We start from the raw sequence: 23,745 nt of genomic DNA, 5'->3' as shown, positions 1-23,745 counted from the left end.
CTAGCTGGCCAGATTCTTCTGGTTGGCCGCTTCAAACACTTGCAGCCCGCCGAACTTCAGCCGATCGAGCGCCTCACTCACTTCTTCCGGGATACTCCGGACAAGTTTGGACGTCGGTGCGGGCATTCCGATCAGATAACCCTGAGCTTCGTGGCATCCGCGCTGTGCCAACAGGCAGAGCTTTTCCGTGTCTTCCACGCCTTCGGCGACGACGCGCATCTTGAGAGCCTTGCCGAGCCTGACCACCGTTTCGATGATCGCCAATGAACCGTAATTGCGCTGTGCTTCGGAAACGAAGGACCGGTCGATCTTGATGCAATCGAAGGGAAAGCGGCTCAGGTAGCTGAGGGACGAATAACCGACGCCGAAATCGTCCAGCGCTATTTTCACCCCGATTTCCTTCAGGCGCGTCAGCACCGCCAATGCTCTGGCGTCGTCTTCAATCAGGGTGTTTTCTGTGATTTCCAGTTCGATCCGCCCTGCCGGAACACCTGACGTTTCGATGGCTCTGCGAACGTCATCGACAAAATCCCGATCACGGAACTGAACCGGGCTGACGTTGATGCTGATGCTGGCAGTCGTAATTGTCGAGGAGGCTATCCTCAAGGCTTCAGCCAACACATATTTGCCGATCGGAACGATCTGGCCCGAAGCCTCCGCGACTGGAATGAACTCGGCAGGACTGACAAGCCCACGCTCGGGATGGTTCCAGCGGATGAGCGCTTCATAGCTGACGATACGCGCGGATGCCAGGCACATGCGCGGCTGGAAAAACAACTCGAATTCGCCCGCCGAGAGTGCCGTATTCATGTCCTTTTCCAAGGCCCTGCGCTGGCGGACTTCATCCCCCATGCCCGGCTGGAAGACACAATAGGTATGCCGTCCGCCGTTCTTGGCATTGTAAAGCGCGATGTCGGCATTGGAGATGACCTGGTCTTCGGCGTCGTATCCGGTCATCAGCGCAACACCGATGCTTGCTCCCGGTTTCAGTATTAGCCCGTCGCCACAGTCGATCGGCTCCGACAGGGACTTGACCAGACGCATGGCCATATCCTCTGCCTGATTGGCGAATTGGATGCCGTTCTGGATGATCGCAAACTCATCGCCGCCGAGGCGTGAGACGGTATCGCCGTGGCGGCACGAGTGGCGCAAACGCTCTGCGGTGACTCTGATGACGATGTCACCGACCGGGTGACCGTGCAGATCGTTGATATCCTTGAAGCGGTCCAGATCGATGATCAGAAGGGCTGCCGACATACCATGCTGCTTGCACTTGCCGATGGTCTGTTTGAGCTCGGCATTGAAGACGGCGCGATTGGGCAGGTCCGTCAACGGATCGTGCTGGGCAAGGTGCAGGATCTGTGCCTCAGCCTTCTTGCGCTCCCTCAGGTCAACCAGAGCGGAGACGCGGGTCGGAATGCCGCGATAGGAAATGACACGGGTGCGGATCTCGACGGGCACACGCTCACCAGAGCGGTTGATCAGAGTGACTTCCCTCGGTTCCTTTTCCGCCTTGACCAGATGCTCCTCGAGCGTGCCGGCGAGTTCATTGTCGACAAACTCGTATAGTCCGCGCATCTCGAGTTCGTCGATCGGATAGCCGATGAGATCCTCGAAGGTCTTGTTACCGTCCAGGATCCGTCCGTCGACCGAAATGACGATTGCATCGAATGTGGCGTTGGCAAGGGCCGACAGGCGTTCAGCCTCTTCGCGCGTCCGCTTGGCATCTGCGGCACGATTGTGAGCCTGTTCCTCGTTCTGAACGGTATCCATGAGCGCATTGAACAGACGCGTCAGGCGCTCTGAATCATCGCCCTTGGCAACTTCCAGCCTCATCGAGAGGTCCGCCTTGCCGGCAATCAGGCGATCAAGGGCATCTTCCACATGTCCGATACCAAGCCGCGTGCCGTGCTCCGCCTCGTTGAGGCCAAGATCCTCGCTTGCAAGGTCGAGCCGGATCGGCTGCATCTTGTTCAAGACGGACAGCACGAGCCAACCGGACCCGAAACTCCAGACAAAGCAGGCAAGCGCTCCGGTGAACTGGACCAGAAACTGCGGTAGATGAGCTCCCAGCGGCAACTGGTCTGCTGGTGCCAGAAGCGCCAGGCCCAGCGTACCGGCAACGCCTGAAAATCCGTGTACGCTGATTGCACCGACGGGATCGTCAATCTTCAGGACACGTTCCAGAAGGACCGCACCGAGAATGGCAACGGCACCACCGGCAGCGCCGATCACCAGTGCACCGACCGGGGCCAGAAGATGGCAACCGGCAGTGACGGCAACCAGGCCACCCAATAGCCCCGAGATCGAGTTTTCCGGCAGAATGACCTTGTCTTTCTGACGGCCAAGAAGATACCCCGCCCCGGTGCCAGCCGCGGCGGCAAGAACGGTGTTGGCAAGTATCATCGGCACATGCCAGGAGGCGGCAAGTGTGGAGCCGCCGTTGAAGCCAAGCCAGCCGACAAAAAGGATCAACGCACCAGACGTTGCAAGAACGGAACTGTGGCCCTGAATGCGATAGGCCCGCCCGTCGGCTCCGAAGCGGCCGGATCTCGGCCCCAGGATCACACAGGCAGCCAGCGCGATCCACGCGCCCGTGCCATGGACCACCGTTGACCCGGCGAAATCGACAAAGCCGATGTTGGCGAGCATTGCCGTGGCATCTGAAAACAGCGCCTGTCCCCAGGCCCAATGCGCAAACACAGGGTAGATCAGCCCGGCGGTCAGCACGGAACACCAGATGTACGCCGAAAGGCGCATGCGTTCAGCCACCGCACCTGAAATGATTGTTGCCGCCGTACCGCAGAACATGACCTGGAAGGCGAAGATGGTCAGGCCCCAGGGGTCAAGCTCCGAAAGACCGAACAGCCGCGTGTCAAATCCCGCAAACCAGCTTCCGCCGGCGCCGAATGCCAGCGAAAAGCCAAAGACCGCAAAGATCAGAACGGAGACGGCGAGATCGAGAAGGTTCTTCTGGGCAACGTTGATCGAGTTCTTGGAACGGACGAGGCCAGCTTCCAGCAACATGAAGCCAACTTGCATCAACAAAACCAGCCCGGCTGCAAACAGCACCCAGACCATGTCCAGGCTCTTCTGGAAAGTCGCCAGCTCCATTGTCTGCGCGGCCATTGCCGGTCCCGCCACCAGAATACCGGCACCGCAGAGAACGGATCTAGTGTATGCCGCCCGGCTCATGATGTATTTGCCCCACTGTTCGAAAACATGGGCATGATTTCGCCGAGAGGTTAATTCTGTCTTGCTAATTTTGTCAGGTCTTTTACTGCAAAATGGATGCCCAATTCTTCAGCAGACCCGCCAAAATTCCAATGAACAAAAATATCAATTTAAGCAATTGAAATAATTGATCAAATCCCCCTCAATCACGCCGGCTCCAACGACGTGCCGGGTATATTCCATCAAAAAACATGCTCAAAATTAAAGCAGCTAACAATCTGTAAAAACTGAAGAATTTCTGTTGCCACTTGCCGACAGGCGGCTCTACATCAACTCACACAAGCGGATTGCAGGGGCATCTGTTTCAACGACCCTGCAGTATCTAACCGGAAGTCTCACCAGCAAGCGCACATGCCTGCCCGGCAATGGCCTCACCAGTTCCTGCAACAGCTGCCTCCGCCTGGCGCACCGCTACCATACCCTTGAGCCGGGCAGTCAGCCACGTCCAGTCTTGAGGATCCACCCTCACCTCTCCCGTTGCACTTCGTGGAGGGATCTCCCGGAAGCCATCGTCCTGGGCCTCGGCAATCGCAAAGCGGAAAACATAGTTCGGGGTCATGCCCATGCGCAGATCGGAAATGACGAGTTTTCCGTCGTCCAGTTCGGCCCTGTAGTAGCCACGGCTGAACCAGCCCAGTTTCCGGAAGGCTTGCGTATCTTCAACGCAGGCAACGAGTTCCGGGTGTCGCGGATGGGTATAGATCTCCGGTTTCCCACCCTCGTCCAGAAGCGAATAATACAGATTGTCGTAGCGGTCTTCCTGAAGGCCGATAACCTTCCAGACGAGAATGTTGAAGGGAGCGGCAATTGCAAAAACCTTGTCCGGAAGAATGCCTTCCTGCCTGAACAGATCCTGCGCCTTCTGCTCGACATGACGCTGAAGGACGACGCTCAGGCCAAGATATCCGGTCGAAACCACCAGCGCAGCCGTCATCCAGGCCTGAAAGCGTCGTGTCCAGTTTTTCCTGAACAGAGCCCAGATCACGACGGCCAGAAGAGGCAGGGTATAGAGCGGATCAATAATAAACACCGACCCGACGCCGACGGGATCCGGATAAAAAGGCCAGAACAGCCGCGTGCCGTAGACCGTCATTGCATCAATGCCTGCATGGGTGGCAAGACACAGGAAGACAGTGAGCCAGGTCAGCCAGCGGCAGTCCCTCAAGCCCTTGAACAGCCTTATGAGCCCCTCGCCCAACAACGGCGCTGCCAATGCATGTACAAAGACCGAGTGTGTCCAGCCGCGATGGTAGACGAAACTGTCGATTGGATCGTCATAGGGGATCAGGACATCCAGGTCCGGCAACGTCCCGAGGACCCCGCCGATAAGAGCAGCCTTTCTGGGGCCAAGTTTTTTGCCAAGGAGTGCTGTGGAGACGGTTGCGCCGAGAACAAACTGGGTAAGAGAATCCATCTACTGCCTTGGATCTGAACCGGAAGATAAGCCGGATATGTGCGGCGGAAGCATACAAATGACAAGGGTTTGGGACGAATTGATTTCCCGAACCACCAACAAGCCTTCAGGCTGAAGCGATTGTCTTGCCTTGTCATAACCTTGAAATGACAAACGCCCCGCGGCCTATCGGGCGCAGGGCGTTGCAGTTTCGGTATGCCGAATTTCAGTTCAGCTCGTCGTCAGTCGACAACCCGGAAGGCGCCCTTGGAAGCGCTGGTGGTCAGTTTGGCGTAGGCGCGAAGTGCCGTTGAAACCTTGCGCTTGCGGATCTCGACCGGCTTCCAGGCCTGATCGCCCTTTGCTTCCATTGCAGCGCGGCGTTCGGCAAAGACTGAATCCGGCAGATCGACCTTCAAAACACGGTTCGGAATATCGATCACGATAGGATCGCCTTCCTCGACCAGTCCGATAGCGCCGCCTTCGGCAGCTTCCGGCGAAATGTGGCCAATGGACAGGCCCGAAGAACCACCCGAGAAACGGCCATCGGTAATCAACGCGCAGGCTTTGCCGAGTCCCTTGGATTTCAGGTAGCTGGTCGGATAGAGCATTTCCTGCATGCCCGGACCACCGCGCGGACCTTCGTAGCGGATCAGCACCACGTCGCCTTCCTTGACCTTGTTGGTCAGGATCGCGGAGACGGCACTGTCCTGGCTCTCGAAGATCCGAGCCGGACCGGAGAACTTCAGGATGCTTTCGTCAACGCCGGCGGTCTTCACCACACAGCCGTCCTCGGCAATGTTGCCGTAAAGCACGGCGAGACCGCCGTCCTTGCTGTAGGCGTGCTCAGCTTCGCGGATGACACCGGCCTTGCGGTCGATGTCGAGATCGTCCCAGCGACGCTCCTGGCTGAAGGCAACCTGTGTCGGCACCCCGCCCGGCGCTGCCCGGAAGAAATTGTGCACGCTCTCGGAATTCGTCTGGCGAATATCCCAACGCGAAAGAGCTTCCTTCATCGTTGCGGAATGGACGGTCGGAAGGTCCGTGTGCAGCAACCCTGCCCGGTCCAGTTCGCCGAGAATACCCATGATTCCGCCCGCCCGGTGGACGTCTTCCATGTGGATGTTTTCGACCGCGGGCGCGACCTTGCAGAGCACCGGAACCTGTTTCGACAGACGATCGATGTCATCGATCGTGAAGCCGATTTCGCCTTCATGGGACGCGGCCAGAAGGTGCAGGATCGTGTTGGTGGATCCACCCATGGAGATATCGAGGCTCATGGCGTTCTCGAACGCCTTGAAGTTCGCAATGTTCCGCGGCAGCACGCTTTCGTCGTCCTGCTCGTAGTAGCGTTTAGCAAGATCGACGATCAGATGCCCTGCTTCCACGAAAAGCCGTTCGCGATCTGCGTGGGTTGCCAGCGTCGAACCGTTGCCCGGCAAGGCCAGGCCAAGGGCTTCCGTCAAGCAGTTCATGGAGTTCGCCGTGAACATGCCCGAGCAGGATCCGCATGTCGGGCAGGCATTCTGTTCCATTGTCAGAACGTCTGCATCGGACATCCGGTCGTCGGCAGCGGCAATCATTGCGTCGATCAGGTCGACAGACTTGGCAACGCCATTTTCTAGCACCACCTTGCCGGCTTCCATCGGCCCGCCGGAAACGAAGACAACCGGAATGTTGAGCCGCATGGCAGCGTTCAGCATGCCCGGGGTAATCTTGTCGCAGTTGGATATACAGACCAGCGCATCCGCGCAATGGCCGTTGACCATGTATTCAACCGCATCGGAAATCACTTCGCGCGAGGGCAGCGAATAGAGCATGCCATCGTGACCCATGGCGATACCGTCATCGACCGCGATGGTGTTGAATTCCTTGGCGACACCGCCAGCCTTTTCCACTTCTCGGGCAACCAGCTGGCCAAGGTCCTTCAGATGGACGTGGCCCGGCACAAATTGTGTGAAGGAGTTGGCGATGGCGATGATCGGCTTGCCGAAGTCGTCGTCCTTCATGCCGGTCGCGCGCCAAAGGCCGCGCGCACCAGCCATGTTGCGGCCGTGAGTGGATGTTCTGGAACGATACGGGGGCATTTTCATTTCTCCCTACGTGTGCAGGCCTTTGTCCCTCCGGCGCGACGTGCTGCCGGAGCGGATCAGGTTTCCGCGCCCGATTTAGCTCTGATATGGGTTTGACAGGTTTTTTTGCCGAACGAAAGGCCGGAATGGGAAAAAAGAGTACGCTCCGGTACGGTTACCAGTCACAGCCGTGGCCGATGCTGAAATCACTCCGGTTTATTGCCTTCGATATGCCCCCGGCGACGTCCCGACAATTCTTTTGAAGGCCCTTGCAAATGCTGCTTCGGACTCGTAGCCGAGCCCAATGGCAATCTCCGCCAGTGTACGCTTTCCTTCCCTCAGATCCATTCGTGCCAATTGCATGCGCCAACGCAGGACATACTGCATGGCACCTTCCCCGGTCAGTTGCTTGAAGCGCGCGGCAAACGCGGAACGTGACATACCAGCCCTTTCCGCCAACCTGGCAATGGTCCAGCCTTCCTGCGGAGCCCGGTGAAAGGCCTGCAGGGCCCGCCCGATCTTCGGATCGCGCAAGGCTGCCAGCCAACCTGTTTCAAGCGCCTCGTTGCTCTGCAGCCACGCCCGGATCGCCTGTACGACGAGAATATCCGTCAGGCGTGTCAGCACCGTTTCTCCGCCAGGCTGCGGATTGCGCGCCTCTTCTGCCAGGTATTTCAACGTGCTGTAGATCCATGGGCCGGCGTGCTGAGCGAAGGTGTCCAATCGTATGACCGGGGGCAACAGCTGCTGCAGTCTTTCAGCAGCCGCGTGGTCGAGCTTCAACACACCACAGGTCATCCGGGTGACGGCCCCGCCCCCACCAAAAATCATGGTTTCGTAGGACGGGCTGTGGCGGATGGCAGGAATGTCGAACAGAGGCGTAGCGACAGCTTCGGCATCACTACTCATGACAACCGGTTTGCCATGCGGCAACAGCACAAGCTGCCCGGCGGTCAAGGAAATGGTCTCGCAGTGCTCCGTCTGCAGCAAACAACTCCCCTCGGTCACCACCAGAAGAACCATCTGCCCACCCATGTCCGGAACATCAATCGCCCAGGGAGCTGACAGTTCGGGATTGCAGTAGAAGGTTCCCGTGAGCCTTAGAAGATGCAACACATCGCCAAGCGGGGCAAAATCCAGCGAAGGCGAGGATTGGTCAGCTTGCAAGACCGGGCTCGGCAAGGACATCAGGAACTCCCTCTTGAACGCTGGTCACCAACCCAGAAATCTGGACGATCTGCAAGTTTTCTTATTCTTTATATCATAGATCATCTGGCGCTCGTATCAGATCCTGGCTTCCAGTTCAAACGAACCGGAGACAGCCAATGAACACCCTGAGCAAAAAAGCCGCCCTCGCCCTGTCCGCCCTGACCTTTCTGGTGATCGGCTCCCTGATCGTCTTTGCGCCGGAGCTTCTGTTTTCTTCAAACGGAATAACCCTCAATCCTTCCGCGGCGATGATGAGCGAGGTTCGCTCACCCGGCGTCCTCATCTTGCTGGCGTGTTTCGCCGCTTCGATGGGTCTTTTCTATCGTTCGTGGGAGACAATCGGATTGCTGGTGTCCGCCGCCTTGCTGCTTGGCTATGGCACAGGCCGGCTTGTCAGCCTGGCCCTCGACGGCATGCCCCCTGCACCACTTGTCGCCGCTGCCGCAGTGGAGTTGGGACTTGGCTGCTGGTGTGCCGCTCACCTGCTTGCCAGCAGGGAAAATACCCCTTTGCACGCATAAAAAGAAAGCCGGTGCGGGTCGAAACCCTGCACCGGCTATCCTTCAGACCGCCCCGGAGGGGGTGGATGTCGGGCGGCCCGAAACCTTCTGGATTACTCCGCCGCGACAGACGCTTCTGCCAAGGTGGGATAATCCGTGTAGCCTTTTTCGCTGCCGCCATAGAGCGTATCGGTATCCAGCGCGTTCAGCGGAGCATTCTTCTCAAGCCTCTCGACCAGATCCGGATTGGAAATGAACGGACGGCCGAACGCGACCAGATCGACTGCGCCTGTTTCCACTGCCTCGATTGCGGAAGCACGGTCGTAACCGTTGTTGCCCATATGGGCGCCGTCGAAGAGTGCGTAGAGAGCTGACAGATCGCCACCGTCCGGGATATCGCGCGGACCACCGGTCTGGCCTTCAACCAGATGCAGGTAGGCAAGACCATAGCCGTTGAGCAATTTGATCGCGTGCGAGAAGGTCGCTTGCGGATTGCTGTCGGCAATATCGTTGGCGCTGGAGAACGGGCTCAGCCTGATGCCGACCCGGTCACCACCCAGCACACCAACAACGGCATCCATGACTTCCTTCAGGAAGCGGGTCCGGTTCTCGATGGATCCGCCGTAGGCATCGTCACGCTTGTTGGAGCCGTCGCGCAGGAACTGGTCGATCAGATAACCGTTGGCAGCATGCACCTCGACACCGTCAAAGCCAGCTTTCTTCGCGTTTTCGGCGGCTTTTCTATAGTCCTCGACAATGCCCGGGATCTCGCTGGCGTCCAACGCACGCGGTGTTGGCGTATCGACGAATTGCGTCCCGTCAAACGTCTTGGACTTGGCAGCAATTGCAGAAGGAGCCACCGGATCAGCGCCACCTGGCTGGAGAACCGGATGCGAAATACGGCCGACATGCCAGAGCTGAATGACAATCTTGCCACCTTTTGCATGAACCGCATCGGTGACCTTCTTCCAGCCCGCGACTTGCGCATCTGAATAGATGCCCGGCGTCCATGCATATCCCTTGCCCTGCGGCGAGATCTGCGAGGCCTCGGTGATGATCAATCCCGCTCCGGCACGCTGATCGTAATATTTCACTGTCAGATCATGCGGTGCATCGTCTTCGTGCCGGGCCCGGTTGCGGGTCAACGGCGCCATCACGATACGGTTCTTCAGTTCGATTGCCCCTGCCTTTGCGGGCGAAAACAGTTTTGCTTCTGACATGTTCTTCTTTCCTTTTGAAGTTTGTCTGCTTCACTATTTCTGGACTAAACAGTCCAATATTATGCGCACAACTCCGTGGTTCTTCATGAACGCTTCCACACCGCCTGGGCGATTATGGCATCAGGACGGTCCTTGCCTGCTTCAGGGTTCTGGCAATCCGCTCTGCCGGAACGCCAGCCTTGCGCAGCGCCAGGGTTCCAATGGCAAGCGATGAATAGGCGCTCGCCCTATCCCGGACAGCATCCGGGTTGTCCGGGTCGATCGCCCTGGCAAAGAGGTCTTCGATGTTTTCCAGGTGACGACGGCCAATCTCGGCAACCTTGTCGTCATGGGGTGCAAGTTCGGTGATGCAATTGACCAGAAGGCAGCCCCTTGGGCCCCCTTTCGGATCGGACAAAGCCTGCATCATTGCGTCCACCGCGTCATCTTCAGCGGTTTCGGCAACTTCTTTCAGGCCACGGATTCCGTTTTTGGAATAATGCTCCAGCGCTCGCAGAAACAGCGTCTGCTTGCAGCCGAAAGTGGCGTAGAAGCTGGAACGGCTAAGCCCCATTGCCTTGGTGAGATCGTCCAGAGACGTCGCTTCGAAGCCCTTCTGCCAGAAAACATGCATGGCCGCCTCAAGCGCCGCGGCTTCATCGAAGCTGCGCGGCCTGCCCGGACCTGCCGTGCGTTTTTCCGAGCCGGAAATATGGACCTCTGCGTTTCTCATGCCTCTGATATGGACTACGCAGTCCAGAATGCAAGAGGAGCAAGTCTGATTTCTGGACCGATCGTTTCAGATCATCCCGATACCTGGTCTGTGCAGGATAAAATTACATACGGCACGAACCGGCATAGGCATCGCCGACATCGTCGAAGACCCGGGCAACGGCTTCCATCTCATAGAGCTTGCTGGTGCGCCGGACCCCTTCCACAATATAGAAATCCTGAATGGGAAACTGGTTGGAATTGAAGCGGAAGTCGCCTCGAACGCTTTCAAAGGGAGCTGCACTGATAGCCGAGATCAACGCTTCCTGGTCCTTGATGCCCCCGGTCAGTTCCAGGGCAAAATGGATCAGCTTGGCAGCATCATAGCCTTGCGCAGCGTAGACCGAGGGCTCGTACTTGTATGCCTTGCTGAACTCCCGCACGAACCTCTTGTTGGCCGGATTATCAAGGTTGGGCGCCCAATGAGATGCGCTGTAAAGTCCCTCAGCCATCTCCGCCGTATAGGGTAGCGTGACGGCATTGACCGTGTCGGACGAGAGGAACGGTACAATACCCTTCAGCCCGGAAGTGTGGAACTGTTTCACCAGTTCCACACCCATGCCACCAGGCATGAAGGTGAAAATCGCATCCGGTTCTATTTCCTCGATCTGCTTGAATTCATCCGAGAAATCGGTCTGACCCAGTTTCGGGAACAATTCGCGGGCGATCTGTCCCTTGAAATGGCGGCGGAATGCGGCAACGGCATCCCGGGCAGCTTCATAGTCAGGAGCGATCGTGACGACGTCCTGATACCCTTTGAGGCTGGCGTAACGCCCCATCGTCTCGTGGACCTGATCGTCCTGTGACGCAGTTGAGAAGAAGTAACGGCTGCAATTGCGCCCGGCGATCGGCGCAGGCCCGGAATGCGTTCCGATAAACAAGGTCTTCGACCGCACGATAGGATCGTGCACGGCAAGCATCACCTTGGAGAAATTGACTCCGACAATGAGATCGACGCCATTTTCCTCGATCAGTTTCGTTGCCTGTTCCAGCGCATTGTCCGGATCCAGCTTGTCATCGACCACGATTACATTGGTGGGCAAGCCTCCAAGCGCGCCATTGGATTGCTCGACGGCCAGCATGAAACCGTCGCGCATGTGTTCACCGTAGACGGCCGCCGGGCCGGACAGTGTCGCCAACAGACCGATCTTCAATTCCTGCACATCCTGCGCGGCCGCCGAGTGGCACGTGAGCGCCATTCCAGCAGCAACGCCCGCCGCCAATCCGACCGTTCGAGAGATGAGGTGAGAGATCCAGCGCGTCATGATCTTTTTGCCTGTCGTTTCTGGCTTCGCCTTTCGCCCTGCCCGGGCGAAATGCCTGCCGTTCATTCTACCGGCAGGCCGTTTGCGCGCAGTTTGTCAGAGACAGGTTAGGCTTTTGCAAACGCACATCCATTTGGCCCCGCAAGACCACAGACCCGTCACATTTCATGCAAAATTCCCTACTGCCGCCGCAATCCGGCCTGCGTGCCGACGCATTAACGAAGATTAATGTTCCGGTACCCAGATATGGCAATCGCTCCGAGCGTGCCCGAACCGCAAAACCAGGAGGGCCACATGTATTCCGTCACCGCGCCAGCCAACACTTGCGACTTCCCCGAAGGCCACGATCCGGACAATGCACCTCAAAAGAACGAGCTGAAGCTCGTCGTTCCCAACGATCCGTCCAAGGACGATGAAGTCCCTCTTAGCGAAACCGAAGTTCACACAGTGGCGGCAGACACAGGTTCTGACGCCAGCACACTTGCCGCCAAGATCCTGCAGATGCATGCAACCGCCGACGAACTGAAACCGACAGCCTCCCGCCGCCCAACGCTGACAGGTGCAACGGACGAAGCCGGCTTCGATATGCCAGGCGTGTTGCGCACTCCGGTACGAGGATCCCGGAATATCGGTCTTCAGCCTGAACAAGTCCCCGCACCTGCAGCCGTTTCCAAAGCGGCAGCCAATTTCCGGCATGGTCCGAGTTTCAGAACACTGCTGGCCAGTACACTTGTGATTGTCGGCGTCGGCGCAGGAGCAATCTATTTGAGCCTGAGCGACCTGCTGGCCGGCAAAGAGGCAGACAGCCGCACGGTCCAGACCCAGCAGATCAATACCGAACCGACGATCGAGAGCCTGATTGCCGGCGCAGATTCCGAATACCAGGGCAGGACGGATCTGACCGCAACACCGACCGCGAGCGCAGAGCAGGTAAAGTCGGCCAAGGACCGTATCCGCGAGGTATTCGCCTCAAGGTCGATTGCGTCCACTGCACCTGAAGACCATTCCAACCCGCTGGGTCATGACACCAACAAGGTTGCAGACGACAAGATCCAGTCGCGACTTGCTCCAGCTCAGCCCGCCCCCGTCAGAACCAATAGCCAATCGGCACGCGGTACCACCAACACCCTCGTTGCCAGCGCTGCTGCAGCAGTGCAGGAGACCGACGAAAATCCGGTATCGGATGCATCGCTGCTGGAAGCTGGCATTCCGGCCCTCACGGCACCTGACACCAACACTGCATCCGCCTCTACTCCGGAAACCAGCGCCGCTGCGTCGGACTTTCCTCTTTCGGCAAAAATCAAGTCATCGGTGAACCTCCGTGAAGCGCAGAACAAGGATGCGACGGTTCTGGCCGTCATCCCGGCTGGAGCCGAGGTTCGTTTCAACACGTGCGGCAACTGGTGGTGTGGCGTTCAGTATGACGGCAAGACCGGCTACGTAGGTGAAAGTTTTCTGGAACCCCAGCAGCAGCCATGAGTAAAACCTGCATTTGCCAGGTAGAGCCTTGTTAAGTGTCGAAGCGTAATATCCCGTCGATTTAAGTTTGCCCTGCGGACCGCGGGGACAATTGCATCGACGGGCGCAATCAGCAGCGCCTGTGTCGATAGCTCTCGATATGTCGCAACACTCTTCCGGCCGGTCTCGGCATTTGGATTGTTGCGCTTTCGCGGTGCATGTCAGGCACTGCAGACAGGAGACGGACCATGGCAAACCGTGCAGCCCTCAGCCTCAGCGCTTCCCTTCTCGTCGGTTTCTCGGCCGCAATCACGCAAGCTCAGGCGGACGGAACCGATTGCACAGTCTATGCGACCGACTATGCCAACGCCCGTATGGGCAGCGGTGATGTCGTTGGAGATGCTGTTTCCGGCGGCATGGCCGGAGCGGTTGTTGGCGGCGAATGGCGCGGGGCATCGGGCGCTTATCGTGGCGCCCGCGCCGGTGCAGCACTTGGCGTCCTGAACAACATGGGCTCAATGCCCGGTGGCTGGCAGGCCCTTTACGACATGGCCTACCAGATGTGCCAGCAGCAGACCTCCGGGGTAAACGCCCCCTATTACCAGCCCCCCAGCGTTGGAACTTCTTCCTCCGACTGTCGTTCCTCGGCCAGCGTCAACGCGCCGCTGAAAAGATCCCCGAACGGCGGCATCATGGTCGGCTCTGATTTCGGCAATTGCCGCTAGCACCGCAGCTTGCCGCCAAAGACTTGGTGGAAGAGCCTTCAGCTCGCCCTGCCGACGGGTTGACGTTACAGGCGAAGCACAGTCAACTATGGCCGATTTTTAAAGGCTCCGGCCTGCCTTTGCGCCCAACGACAGGATTTTTCATGACACTCCGCTTCTCCCCGAAAATCGCTGCGACCGCCCTCGCCGGTTTCTGGCTCGCCACCGCGCCTGCTCAGGCGCAACAGTGTGGCGGCGACTTCCGGCAGTTCCTTGCAGGCGTGAAACAGGAAGCGATTGCCAAGGGCCTTTCCGCGAATGCGGCAGACCAGACCCTGGCGGGTGCGCAGGTCGACCGCAAGGTGCTGTCGCGTGATCGGGCGCAGGGTGTCTTCAAGATGACCTTCCTGGACTTTTCCAAGCGGGTCATCTCCGGCTACCGGATGAAAAACGGCGCCGCGAACATGAAGAAATACGCGAGCGTGTTCCAGCGCACCGAATCCGAATATGGCGTTCCGGCACCTGTCATTACCGCTTTCTGGGCGCTTGAAACGGATTTCGGCGCGGTTCAGGGCGATTTCAACACCGTCAACGCACTGGCCACGCTTGCTCATGATTGCCGCCGCCCGGAACTGTTCCGGCCGCAACTGATCGCTGCCATCGAGATGGTCCAGCACGGTGATCTTGACCCGCGCAGCACCACCGGCGCCTGGGCAGGTGAGATCGGCATGGTTCAGATGCTGCCGGAAGACATCATCAAGTTCGGCCGCGACGGCGATGGTGACGGGCACGTGAAGCTGAAGGAAAGTGCCGCCGATGCCATTCTGACCGCCGGCGCCTTCATCCAGCATCTGGGCTGGCGCCGCGGCGAACCCTGGCTGCAGGAGGTCAAGGTACCGCAGAACCTCAACTGGGCTGAAAGCGGGCTCGACAAGACCAAGACCGGTGCCCAGTGGGCTGCACTAGGCGTACAGCCGCGCTGGGGTCAGATTTCCGGCAACCTGCCCGCTTCGCTGCTCCTGCCTCAGGGCCGCAAGGGGCCGGCATTCCTCGCCTATCCAAATTACAACATCTATCTGGAATGGAACCAGTCGTTCGTCTACACGACCACTGCCGCCTATTTCGCGACAAGGCTCGCCGGCGCACCGGTCTACACGGAAGGCAACCCGGACCTTGGCCTGGACGACGCCCAGATGAAGCAGCTCCAGTCGAAGCTATCCAGCATGGGATATGACGTCGGCAAGATCGACGGCATCCTCGGCTCCGGCACTCGAAATGCCGTGCAACAGGTGCAGCAGAAGCTTGGCATGCCGGCCGATGCCTGGCCGACACCTGAACTGTTGAACCGTCTCTGAGGTTTAAAGTCAGAAGACCGCTATTTTCTGCGGTTCTGGACGACACATTGGCAAATGCGTAAAAAGCCCGGAGCCTTGCGAAGCTCCGGGCTTTATTATTGTAGTGACGCGTTTAACTCAGTTGCTGCCGCTCATGCCGGCTTTCAACTTCTCCTCGATCGATGACAGATTGAAGGATCCAGGTGTCTGGCTTGGCGGATAGTCCTGCATGGTCTGCAGGAACCTTGAGGCCAGTGCCTGGATCGGAACGATCACGAACGCACGGTCCAGCAACCAGTCGAAATAGATATTCGCATTGTGCTGGGCCTTTTCGAAAGGATCCCGGCGCAGGTTGAAGACGGCGGGCACACGCAGTTCGGTGAAGGGCTCCTGCCAGACGCCGAAGGCCTGACCGCGGTTTTCCAGGAACACGACCTTCCAGTCGTCATACCGGGCCGCAACCACCTGACCATCGTCATTCACGTACCAGAACTCATGACGCGGCGATGAATCGGTCTCGCCTTTCAAATAGGCGTTGAGGTCGTAACCATCGATGTAGTTGCGGTAAGTCCGTCCACCGAGTTCAACACCTTCAAGAAGCTGTTCCTTGATATCCGAAGCCCCTGCAATCGCGGCGAAGGTCGGCAGCCAGTCTTCATGGGCAACGATACCGTTCAGCGTCACGTTTTCCTGGAAGACGCCGGGCCAGCGAACAAAGGTCGGCACACGGTAAGCGCCTTCCCAGTTGGAATTCTTTTCGCTCCGGAACGGCGTCGTGCCGGCATCCGGCCAGGTGTTGAAATGCGGGCCGTTGTCAGTCGAATACATCACCACCGTGTTATCGGCGATGCCGAGTTCGTCCAACAGGTCCAGCAGCTCGCCGACATGCATGTCATGCTCGACCATGCCGTCGTGATAGGTATCCCCGCTCGGACCGGCAATCCCTGTGTGCTCCTCCTTCACATGTGTGCGGAAATGCATGCGGGTTCCGTTCCACCAGACAAAGAAGGGAACGCCCTCTTCCACCGCTTCGCGGATAAAACGCTTGGCTTCGGCGAGCGACTCCTCATCGACGGTTTCCATGCGCTTCTTCGTAAGTGGACCAGTGTCCTCGATCTTCTGCGTTCCATCTGCATTGGCCCAGGTATGAAGCACACCGCGCGGACCGAACTGTTCACGGAAGGTCTTGCCGTTCGCCAGAACCATGTCCCCCGGATAGTCCCGGTTTTCCGGCTCTTCTTCAGCATTCAGATGATAGAGATTGCCGAAGAACTCATCGAAACCGTGGTTTGTCGGCAGATGTTCGTCCAGGTCACCTTGGTGGTTCTTGCCGAATTGGCCGGTCTTGTAACCTTGTGCCTTCAGAACGGTCGCCATGGTGACGTCGGTTTCCTGCCAGCCTTGCTCTGCTCCCGGCAGGCCAACCTTGGTCATGCCTGTGCGCACAGGCACATTGCCCCCGATAAAGGCGGCGCGGCCAGCCGTACAGCTTTGCTGGGCATAATAGTCGGTAAAGGCAACGCCTTCCTGTGCGATCCGGTCAATGTTGGGTGTGCGGTAGCCCATCATGCCACGGTTGTTGTGGCTGATATTCCAGGTGCCGATATCGTCCCCCCAAATAGCGAGAATATTCGGCTTCTGCACCTCCTGCGCCAGACTTGTCTGGGACGTTACGGCAAAAGCTGCCGCGAGTCCGAGAACCACCGCGCTCAAACGCGGCAACGTGCGAAAATAGCTCATGAAAACTCCCACCTGAATGGTTGCTTAGACTGCGCCCCCAGATTGCAGACGCGTTTTGCATCATCCGGCAGACCGTCTTCACTTACCTTAGGTCAGCTTTTGGATCTGACAAGCGATTTTCGATATTTTACAGAAAGTTCGCATTCCCGAGTGTATCGGAAATCGAAAAGTGTCCATTCAATCAATGGGTGTATAGGACGGTTAGGCGAGATTTCTCTCCCCTATTCGACCTTGTTCTTGTTTGCACCTGGCTTGTCCTCGGCGACCGTTGCCACACCGTCATCCCCGAGCAGGAAAACAGCCAGGATCTTGGCCGGCCCTTCACCGGTGTTCTGACCTTTGTGGGTGACATCCATTGCTTCCAGAAGACCGTCGCCGGCACGGTAGACCTTCTTGCCAAGTTCCTCGTAAGTGACGGTAATCTCGCCTTCCAGAATGTAGGCAAACAGCGGCGCATGATGCTGGTGCCACTGTGTCTCCTCGCCCGGCTCCATGGTGATCTCGATGGCCTTTATCGAGGGGTTCGATTGCGGAAAGGCGACCTTTTCACCGGCAACTGTCGTATCTCCGGAAAACACGTCCCGCACCGTCGCATAAGGCGTTTGAGCAGCAGCTTCTTCATCCTGCGCGGCTTTGGACCCCGGCTTGGCATGCGGCTTGGAAGGCGCGGGCTTGCCGTCAGGCGTGATCGACTTGTCCGCCGACAAGACTGGCGTCGCACAAAGGGCGCCGCTCAGTACCGCAATGAAAGCAAAGCTGGACAGCTTCATGATGAATCCCCGGTTTGATTTTTTTCTCGGCGTTTCGGGCCCTCAGCAGGGCAACTCGACCGCCGACATGTGATCGCATTGTGCACGACCTTCCGTGGCACAACAAGATTTTCACAATGACTTGAACCGTTTATCCAAGCAACGATCTGAGCTTGGGTGATATTTCCACCTCGATCACCGTCGTCCCCCTGTGCGCAAGCGCTGCGAAAAGAGATGCCCTGAATTCGTCAGCGGTTTTCACCTTCGCGGTCTTTGCGCCGTATCCACGCCCAAGTGCCTCGATATCAAGCCCGGGAAGATCAAGCCCCGGAACGTTCGGCGTTTCCTCCAGGATCGCGAACTCCTTCAGGATCGCATATTGACTGTTGCGCATGGCAACGAAGACCACATGCGCCTCCTCCTGCACGCCGGTGTAGATGCTCTGCACCGAATACTGGAACGAGCCGTCGCCGATCACGGCGATTACGGGCCTGTTGCGTCCGCTCGTTTCCTCGGCAATCGCAAGACCGACAGCGGCCGGCATGTCCCAGCCGAGACCTCCGGATGCAAAGGTGTAGAACGTGTCCGGCTTGTCGATCGGAATTTGCCGCTCCAGCTCTATGACGTTGGATGGAGATTCCTCTACCAGCACGAAATCTGACGGCGCAGCCTCCCGGATCAAGCTGTAGACTGCATCCGGCGTCAGTGGCAGAGCCGAGTAGTCGGGTACCGGCGCCGGATCCTTTTTGTAGGGATTGGGCTTTTCCTCACGTCGATCCAGCTGAGGCAGGATTGCCTGAAGGAAAAGCCTGCTGTCCGAGACGAGACTGTCTCCAACCGGTGCCTTGGCCGCCATGTCCGGATCGTCGGTGATTTGCAGCAGCTTTGTTCCTGCCGGAAGGTAGTCTCCCGCGACATATGGATAGTAGCGGAAGACCGGAGCTCCGACGGTGATGACCAGGTCGTGCCCCTCTAGCCGCTTGCAGATGGGGCCGATGGCCGAAGGCAATGTGCCGGCATGGAGCCGATGACTTTCCGGAAATGGCGTGCGTTCCGCGAAAGGAGCCGTCAGAACCGGGGCAGACAGCGCTTCTGCGAACGCGATCCCTTCGTCCCAGGCTTCTGACCGGGCAATATCCGAGCCGTAGACCAGAACCGGAGTTTTTGCTGCGTTGATACGCTCCGCGAAATCCTTGATTCTGGCCGGGTCGGCGGCCGAGCGCAGAGAGACGGAGCGGACTTCTGCAGGTCCTTCCATTTCCTTGTCCCAGTCATCCAGCGGGAGAGACAGAAACACCGGCCCGCTCGGCTGCTGGACGGCTGCCGCGTAGGCACGCATGAAGGCGGCCGGCACGTCCTGGGCCCTTGCCGGCTCATAACTCCACTTTACCCATGGCTGGGGCAAAAGCGTCGCATTGATGTTGGTAAGAAGCGGCTCGAGCAGCAGCATGTCTCGGGTCTGCTGTCCGGCGGTCAGAATGAGTGGTGTCTTGTTCTGGTAGGCGGTCAGGATGCAGCCCATCGCGTTACCGAGGCCTGCACCTGTATGGACATTCACAATGACAGGTTTGCGCAGACCCTGCGCCAGGCCGTCAGCGATGCCGACGACGCTGGCTTCCTGCAGAGAAAGAACGTAGCGGAAGTCGTCCGGAAAATTCTTCAGAAAGGTTTCTTCAGTGGACCCGGGATTGCCGACGATAGTTGTCAAACCGAGTTTGCGAAGCAGATCGAAGGTAACGTCTTTTACAGTCGGCATAATATCCTCCGCCTGACGCTGGAACCCAAGCTCCCAGCGTCACAAAACAAGAAAACCACCCTTACTTCTTAAATTTCCCGGAAAAAGACTAAACCTCTACCTCCAAGGGAGACAAGCAAAGATTGCTTCCCTCGACTGAACCCGTCAGACGTCAATCGGTTCACCGGGTTTTGGCTTTGCCACCTTGTCGCGATCGCCGCCCATTGCCTCAAGGAACGTATCCGCCGTCTGGTCGATGATCGGGAACGAGCCGTAGTGGCAGGGAATGATCGTATCGAAGTTGAAGAACCGGGTGCAGGCGAGCGCTGCCGACTTGCCGCCCATCGTGAAGCGATCACCGATTGGAACAAGCCCGATCTTCGGCTGGTAGATCTCGTCGATCAGGGCCATGTCGGAGAAGATGTCGGTATCTCCCAGGTGATAGAGCGTCTTTTCTCCAGGAGCTTCGATGATGACACCATGTGGATTGCCCAGATAGATGGCCTCACCGCCAGCCTGGAAGGACGAAGAGTGATCGGCACGTGTCAGCGCGACGCTGAACGGGCCGACGTTCACCTTGCCGCCGGAATTCATGGGGCTGATATTCTCGATCCCCTGCCGGTTGGCCCACATGCAGATTTCGAAATTGGAGGTCAGCTGCGCTCCGGTTTTTTTCAGGATGTCGACGGCGTCACCGATGTGATCGTTGTGTCCATGGGTCAGGATGACATGCGTTACGCCATCTGCTGCCTGATCGACTGACAGGGTCTCCGGGAAAGACGGATTTCCGGTAAAGAACGGATCGAAAAGGATGGATGCGCCTTCAATCTCGATCTTGAAAGCGGAGTGGCCATACCAGGTCAGTTTCATCGCAGTCTCCTAATTCCAGGACAGGTTGCCCGGACCCTATCAGTGACAGACTGCTCGCAACAAGCTGAATGCGTTCTATGTGCCCTGCAGGGCACGGTCTTGTTATCGATAATTTTGACAGTGCACCTGTGCAATTATGGCAACGCCTCGATTATTTCAACAACCAGAGCTAGCTTCCCCTATTCCTTCAACGCAAGATGACGTTGGGGATTCGCGAGACTTTGGAGCTATGCCGATGCGATTGCGTTCGAAACGTGCCTGGCTGGAAGTCATCTGCCCGGCAGTTCTGCTCTTGAGCAGCCTTTCGACATCCGCCCTAGCCGCCAATTGCAAGAACGATGGCGGCCTGCTTTTTCTGGGAACCAACAAGTCTGACAGCCGCTCAATCTGGGTTTCAGGCACGGTTGCCGGCGACTACCGACTGGATGCCGCCCAGGGTAATCAGACCGTCGACACATGGTCCCGCTCCAGCACCGGCCTGCATCTATCCACTTCTCCAGTTGTTTCGAACGGGAACGGCGGCACGCACAAGCTTTATGGTGTCGACGGCGGGTCCGATTGTCTTATCGACACTCAGAACCAGAAACGCGACTTTCAGCTTCCCGACAACATCAAGCCCCCTAGCCTGGTAAAGCCTCCAATCAGCAGGCTGTTTCCGAATTTCGGACGACCGGTTCCACCGATCGCGGTCGTGCCTCCAAGCGGAGTGATGCCAGGTTTGCCGGGCCCCATTTCGCCGCCTTCAAGCGGGATCACGCCACCAGTTGGAGGATTGCCGCCTGCTGGCTTTAATCTTGGCCGTCCCGGCACGGCTGCACCGCCTATTGGCACCGTGCCTTCTGGTGTGCTGCCGAGTGCACCAGGGGGTGTTACCCCGCCTATTGGAACGCTTCCCCCGTCTGGTGGAGGCACAGGCGCACCGGGCACCGTCACGCCACCAATCGGAACCCTGCCGCCCAGCAGCCGCAATCCAAATCAACCCGCCCTTCCGGCTGGCTTTGTGCCGGTCAGGCGCGCTGATGGTCAGGTCATCAGTTACTGCGTCGATCCAAGATCAGCCGAGGAGACACAGACCGCCAATGCACAGGCGTTCTGCACCCGGGAACAACTGCTGGCCGCCGGCCGTCTGCAGCAGCAGGACGAAGTTCCAATCACACCTGGCCGGGATCTGATCGAACCGACACTCTGGAATGCCTGGAGCACGGTAACCGGGGTCTACAGCGACGACCGTCGTTTCGGCAGGGACTTTCAGACACTCAGCGGGACCGCGGCATTCGGTGCCGACCGCAAGCTGACAGAAGATATCGTCGGCGGTGTTTCCGTGACCTTTGAAACCACCGACACCGACGGTTTCAATTCCAACCTGACAATCGACACCCAGGGATTTGAGATCGGCCCCTATGTTGCCGCACGAATTTCACAGCACTGGGCCGTTGATGGCTCGCTGAGCTATGGCTTTTCAAACAGTCAGTCGGATATCTCGGTGTTGAGCGGCGAATACAACACCCATGAACTCGGCGCGACTTTCAGTGTTCACGGTCAGTATGCGTTGAGCGAGATCCAGGTACGCCCCAAGGCGACCGTGACCTTCAACCGCGTGTTTTCCGATGGGTACGATCTGAACGGGACGATCCTCAACCGGGCTGTAAGCGTTCCCATCTCGGGCAATGCCGCCTCTCTGGGTACAATTGAACTGACGACCGAATTCAGCCGTCAATTCACCTTGCAGGACGGGCTTCTGATCCAGCCCTATGTGGAAGCAGGCGCGGTTTACGAATATTTGCGACCGAACGACGGCAAGATACTCGATGATGAATTGAACTTTGTCACCGCATCGGCCTGGAGCTTTACGCTGCGCGGCGGGGCGACTGCCCTGATTGCGGAGAACGTGACGCTTGATGCAAAGGGAGGCTATCTCAGCCTGGGCCAGAACGGGCTGGACGTTTGGGAAGGGCAACTTCGTGTTGCCATCGGGTTCTGAGTGAAAATCGAACTGGCGTTTTCCATGGCTCGCTGGTAAAGCCGCCGAATGGCAAATGACCCCGCACTTTCCCTGGAAGACTTCATGGCCGCCGTGCCCGACCGCACCCGGCTGATCGGCTTGGATCTTGGCACCAAGACCATTGGTCTGGCGCTTTCAGATCTCGGCCGTGGCATCGCCTCTCCCATGGAAACGATCCGGCGCAAGAAGTTCACCCTGGATGCGGAACAACTCCTGGCCATCTGCGCCAAGCAGGGCGTCGGCGGCATGGTGCTCGGTCTGCCGCTCAATATGGATGGCTCCGAAGGCCCCCGCGTCCAGGCGACCCGCGCTTTCGTGAGAAACCTCTCGCAAAAAACGGACCTGCCGATCACCTATTGGGACGAGCGGCTGTCGACGGCGGCCGTGACGCGCACGCTGCTGGAAGCCGATACGAGCCGTGCGAAACGGGCCGACGTGGTCGACAAGATGGCCGCTGCCTACATCCTGCAGGGCTTTCTGGACCGACTCGGCTTTATGGGCTTAGATAACGGCTGATCCCACCGCTGCCGGGTACAGGCCCTTGTTTCAAGGCCTGTCGAACGCGAAAGCCGAACACATGCTGACCACACTTGCCGCCCTGATGCCGGTCATCCTCGTGATTGCCTCCGGCTACCTGATCGCCCGCACCGGACTGATTACCGGCGAGCAATGGCGTGGTGTCGAACGGCTTGCCTATTATGTCCTGTTTCCGGCGGTGTTGTTCCGCACGATCTCGCAAGCGGATTTCGCCAGTTTTCCGACGCTCAACATGGGTGGTGCCCTGCTCGCCTCCATCTTGTCCATGGCGCTGCTTCTGCTTCTGGCACGCACGACCATCGAGCGTGCCTGGGGTATCGCCGCGCCGCGTTTTACCTCCATTTTCCAGGGAACCTTGCGCTGGAACGCCATGATCGCGCTCGCGATTGCCGACAATGTGGTCGGTGAAACAGGGCTGGCCATGCTTGCGGTCGCAATGGTGTTCATGATCCCCTTGCTCAATGTTGCCAGCATCCTGGTGCTGTCGCATTACGCAAGCGGAACGTCACCAAGTGGCGCCAAGATCCTGAAAGACCTGTTCACCAATCCCTTCATCCTCTCGATCGGCGCAGGCGGCATCATGAACGCGGGTGGCATCTCCCTGCCTTTCGTGGTCGACGATACCCTGGAGATTTTCTCCAGGGCCGCGCTCCCCATCGGCATCATCTGCGTCGGAGCCGGGCTGGACCTCGGCTCACTCCGCAGACCGGGACCGGCACTCGCCCTCGGCACCTTTTTGCGTCCGATATTCATGCCGTTGCTTGCCTTTGGCTTTGCCAGTCTTTTCGGCGTTACCGGCCCCGCATTGGTCGTGGTCATCATTGCCAGTTCAGTGCCCTGTGCCAGCAACTCCTACCTGCTCGCCCGCCAGATGGGCGGCGACGCGAAGCTGATGGCCGAGATCATCACGCTTCAGACCCTGGCAGCGACCCTGACGATCCCGCTGGCCCTGCTGCTGGTCACTTGATCGGGC

18 protein-coding genes are annotated in these 23,745 nt (G+C 58.2%); 7 read left to right on the top strand and 11 right to left on the bottom strand.

All coding sequences use genetic code 11. The features are described 5' to 3' along the window. From amt to ACYQ6M_RS11915, 4 genes are all read right to left on the bottom strand, one after another. On the bottom strand, positions 1–3,195 hold the full coding sequence (gene amt, locus ACYQ6M_RS11930) for an ammonium transporter (RefSeq protein WP_460073989.1): 3,195 nt from the start codon (positions 3,193–3,195) through the stop codon (positions 1–3). Positions 3,196–3,556: 361 nt separating this feature from the next. Next, positions 3,557–4,648: a metal-dependent hydrolase gene (locus ACYQ6M_RS11925; RefSeq protein ID WP_460073986.1), complete on the bottom strand. Its 1,092-nt coding sequence runs from the start codon at positions 4,646–4,648 to the stop codon at positions 3,557–3,559. 221 nt (positions 4,649–4,869) lie between these two features. Continuing rightward, on the bottom strand, positions 4,870–6,714 hold the full coding sequence (ilvD, locus tag ACYQ6M_RS11920; protein WP_031270774.1) for a dihydroxy-acid dehydratase: 1,845 nt from the start codon (positions 6,712–6,714) through the stop codon (positions 4,870–4,872). A gap of 201 nt (positions 6,715–6,915) precedes the next feature. Continuing rightward, positions 6,916–7,887 carry an AraC family transcriptional regulator gene (locus ACYQ6M_RS11915; RefSeq protein ID WP_460073983.1) on the bottom strand — a complete coding sequence of 324 codons (972 nt, stop codon included), beginning with the start codon at positions 7,885–7,887 and terminating at the stop codon, positions 6,916–6,918. Positions 7,888–8,024: 137 nt separating this feature from the next. On the opposite strand from ACYQ6M_RS11915, the gene ACYQ6M_RS11910 reads away from it, so the two are divergent. Beyond that, on the top strand, positions 8,025–8,429 hold the full coding sequence (locus ACYQ6M_RS11910) for a DUF4345 domain-containing protein (protein ID WP_023004072.1): 405 nt from the start codon (positions 8,025–8,027) through the stop codon (positions 8,427–8,429). A gap of 92 nt (positions 8,430–8,521) precedes the next feature. Here ACYQ6M_RS11910 and ACYQ6M_RS11905 read toward each other — a convergent pair whose 3' ends face one another. The 3 genes from ACYQ6M_RS11905 to ACYQ6M_RS11895 form a co-directional block, all read right to left on the bottom strand. Next, the gene (locus ACYQ6M_RS11905) at positions 8,522–9,628 is read right to left on the bottom strand and encodes an alkene reductase (protein ID WP_055653755.1); all 1,107 of its coding nucleotides are present in this window, start codon (positions 9,626–9,628) and stop codon (positions 8,522–8,524) included. A 112-nt stretch (positions 9,629–9,740) separates the two neighbouring features. After that, the gene (locus ACYQ6M_RS11900) at positions 9,741–10,340 is read right to left on the bottom strand and encodes a TetR/AcrR family transcriptional regulator (protein ID WP_023004070.1); all 600 of its coding nucleotides are present in this window, start codon (positions 10,338–10,340) and stop codon (positions 9,741–9,743) included. Between the two features lie 103 nt (positions 10,341–10,443). Next, positions 10,444–11,643, bottom strand: coding sequence for an ABC transporter substrate-binding protein (locus ACYQ6M_RS11895; RefSeq protein ID WP_055653752.1), 1,200 nt, complete (start codon positions 11,641–11,643; stop codon positions 10,444–10,446). A 294-nt stretch (positions 11,644–11,937) separates the two neighbouring features. Between ACYQ6M_RS11895 and ACYQ6M_RS11890 the strand changes: the two genes are divergently transcribed. From ACYQ6M_RS11890 to ACYQ6M_RS11880, 3 genes are all read left to right on the top strand, one after another. Beyond that, positions 11,938–13,122: an SH3 domain-containing protein gene (locus tag ACYQ6M_RS11890; RefSeq protein WP_460073978.1), complete on the top strand. Its 1,185-nt coding sequence runs from the start codon at positions 11,938–11,940 to the stop codon at positions 13,120–13,122. Positions 13,123–13,349: 227 nt separating this feature from the next. Next, on the top strand, positions 13,350–13,826 hold the full coding sequence (locus ACYQ6M_RS11885; protein WP_460073975.1) for a hypothetical protein: 477 nt from the start codon (positions 13,350–13,352) through the stop codon (positions 13,824–13,826). Positions 13,827–13,969: 143 nt separating this feature from the next. Continuing rightward, positions 13,970–15,160: a lytic murein transglycosylase gene (locus tag ACYQ6M_RS11880; protein WP_077290062.1), complete on the top strand. Its 1,191-nt coding sequence runs from the start codon at positions 13,970–13,972 to the stop codon at positions 15,158–15,160. A gap of 117 nt (positions 15,161–15,277) precedes the next feature. Here the strand turns inward: ACYQ6M_RS11880 and ACYQ6M_RS11875 are convergent, their stop codons facing one another. From ACYQ6M_RS11875 to ACYQ6M_RS11860, 4 genes are all read right to left on the bottom strand, one after another. Further along, entirely contained in the window at positions 15,278–16,879 is a 1,602-nt protein-coding gene (locus tag ACYQ6M_RS11875; RefSeq protein WP_460073972.1) for an arylsulfatase, read from the bottom strand. Positions 16,880–17,100: 221 nt separating this feature from the next. Continuing rightward, the gene (locus tag ACYQ6M_RS11870) at positions 17,101–17,649 is read right to left on the bottom strand and encodes a cupin domain-containing protein (protein ID WP_460073969.1); all 549 of its coding nucleotides are present in this window, start codon (positions 17,647–17,649) and stop codon (positions 17,101–17,103) included. A gap of 130 nt (positions 17,650–17,779) precedes the next feature. Next, complete coding sequence (mdlC, locus tag ACYQ6M_RS11865) at positions 17,780–19,384, bottom strand: benzoylformate decarboxylase (RefSeq protein WP_460073967.1); 1,605 nt, start codon at positions 19,382–19,384, stop codon at positions 17,780–17,782. Between the two features lie 144 nt (positions 19,385–19,528). Then, the gene (locus ACYQ6M_RS11860) at positions 19,529–20,233 is read right to left on the bottom strand and encodes a metal-dependent hydrolase (protein WP_152506898.1); all 705 of its coding nucleotides are present in this window, start codon (positions 20,231–20,233) and stop codon (positions 19,529–19,531) included. Positions 20,234–20,468: 235 nt separating this feature from the next. Between ACYQ6M_RS11860 and ACYQ6M_RS11855 the strand changes: the two genes are divergently transcribed. From ACYQ6M_RS11855 to ACYQ6M_RS11845, 3 genes are all read left to right on the top strand, one after another. Continuing rightward, entirely contained in the window at positions 20,469–22,214 is a 1,746-nt protein-coding gene (locus ACYQ6M_RS11855; protein ID WP_460073963.1) for an autotransporter outer membrane beta-barrel domain-containing protein, read from the top strand. Between the two features lie 48 nt (positions 22,215–22,262). Further along, a complete protein-coding gene (ruvX, locus tag ACYQ6M_RS11850) occupies positions 22,263–22,751 on the top strand; it encodes a Holliday junction resolvase RuvX (RefSeq protein WP_023004059.1) in 489 nt (162 codons plus the stop codon). A 61-nt stretch (positions 22,752–22,812) separates the two neighbouring features. After that, positions 22,813–23,739 carry an AEC family transporter gene (locus ACYQ6M_RS11845; RefSeq protein ID WP_023004058.1) on the top strand — a complete coding sequence of 309 codons (927 nt, stop codon included), beginning with the start codon at positions 22,813–22,815 and terminating at the stop codon, positions 23,737–23,739. Positions 23,740–23,745 lie beyond the last annotated feature (6 nt).

It is taken from the genome of Roseibium sp. ROS1 (assembly GCF_054658215.1).
This window is presented reverse-complemented; position numbering and strand designations above follow the sequence as displayed.

What these genes read in the sequence shown, in the direction of transcription:
- amt (WP_460073989.1), bottom strand. Translation starts at nt 3,195, where the DNA reads ATGAGCCGGGCGGCATACACTAGATCCGTTCTCTGCGGTGCCGGTATT.
- ACYQ6M_RS11875 (WP_460073972.1), bottom strand. Translation starts at nt 16,879, where the DNA reads ATGAGCTATTTTCGCACGTTGCCGCGTTTGAGCGCGGTGGTTCTCGGA.
- ACYQ6M_RS11910 (WP_023004072.1), top strand. Translation starts at nt 8,025, where the DNA reads ATGAACACCCTGAGCAAAAAAGCCGCCCTCGCCCTGTCCGCCCTGACC.
- ACYQ6M_RS11855 (WP_460073963.1), top strand. Translation starts at nt 20,469, where the DNA reads ATGCGATTGCGTTCGAAACGTGCCTGGCTGGAAGTCATCTGCCCGGCA.
- ACYQ6M_RS11905 (WP_055653755.1), bottom strand. Translation starts at nt 9,628, where the DNA reads ATGTCAGAAGCAAAACTGTTTTCGCCCGCAAAGGCAGGGGCAATCGAA.
- ACYQ6M_RS11900 (WP_023004070.1), bottom strand. Translation starts at nt 10,340, where the DNA reads ATGAGAAACGCAGAGGTCCATATTTCCGGCTCGGAAAAACGCACGGCA.
- ACYQ6M_RS11915 (WP_460073983.1), bottom strand. Translation starts at nt 7,887, where the DNA reads ATGTCCTTGCCGAGCCCGGTCTTGCAAGCTGACCAATCCTCGCCTTCG.
- ACYQ6M_RS11895 (WP_055653752.1), bottom strand. Translation starts at nt 11,643, where the DNA reads ATGACGCGCTGGATCTCTCACCTCATCTCTCGAACGGTCGGATTGGCG.
- ACYQ6M_RS11925 (WP_460073986.1), bottom strand. Translation starts at nt 4,648, where the DNA reads ATGGATTCTCTTACCCAGTTTGTTCTCGGCGCAACCGTCTCCACAGCA.
- ACYQ6M_RS11845 (WP_023004058.1), top strand. Translation starts at nt 22,813, where the DNA reads ATGCTGACCACACTTGCCGCCCTGATGCCGGTCATCCTCGTGATTGCC.
- mdlC (WP_460073967.1), bottom strand. Translation starts at nt 19,384, where the DNA reads ATGCCGACTGTAAAAGACGTTACCTTCGATCTGCTTCGCAAACTCGGT.
- ACYQ6M_RS11870 (WP_460073969.1), bottom strand. Translation starts at nt 17,649, where the DNA reads ATGAAGCTGTCCAGCTTTGCTTTCATTGCGGTACTGAGCGGCGCCCTT.
- ilvD (WP_031270774.1), bottom strand. Translation starts at nt 6,714, where the DNA reads ATGCCCCCGTATCGTTCCAGAACATCCACTCACGGCCGCAACATGGCT.
- ACYQ6M_RS11885 (WP_460073975.1), top strand. Translation starts at nt 13,350, where the DNA reads ATGGCAAACCGTGCAGCCCTCAGCCTCAGCGCTTCCCTTCTCGTCGGT.
- ACYQ6M_RS11880 (WP_077290062.1), top strand. Translation starts at nt 13,970, where the DNA reads ATGACACTCCGCTTCTCCCCGAAAATCGCTGCGACCGCCCTCGCCGGT.
- ACYQ6M_RS11860 (WP_152506898.1), bottom strand. Translation starts at nt 20,233, where the DNA reads ATGAAACTGACCTGGTATGGCCACTCCGCTTTCAAGATCGAGATTGAA.
- ACYQ6M_RS11890 (WP_460073978.1), top strand. Translation starts at nt 11,938, where the DNA reads ATGTATTCCGTCACCGCGCCAGCCAACACTTGCGACTTCCCCGAAGGC.
- ruvX (WP_023004059.1), top strand. Translation starts at nt 22,263, where the DNA reads ATGGCAAATGACCCCGCACTTTCCCTGGAAGACTTCATGGCCGCCGTG.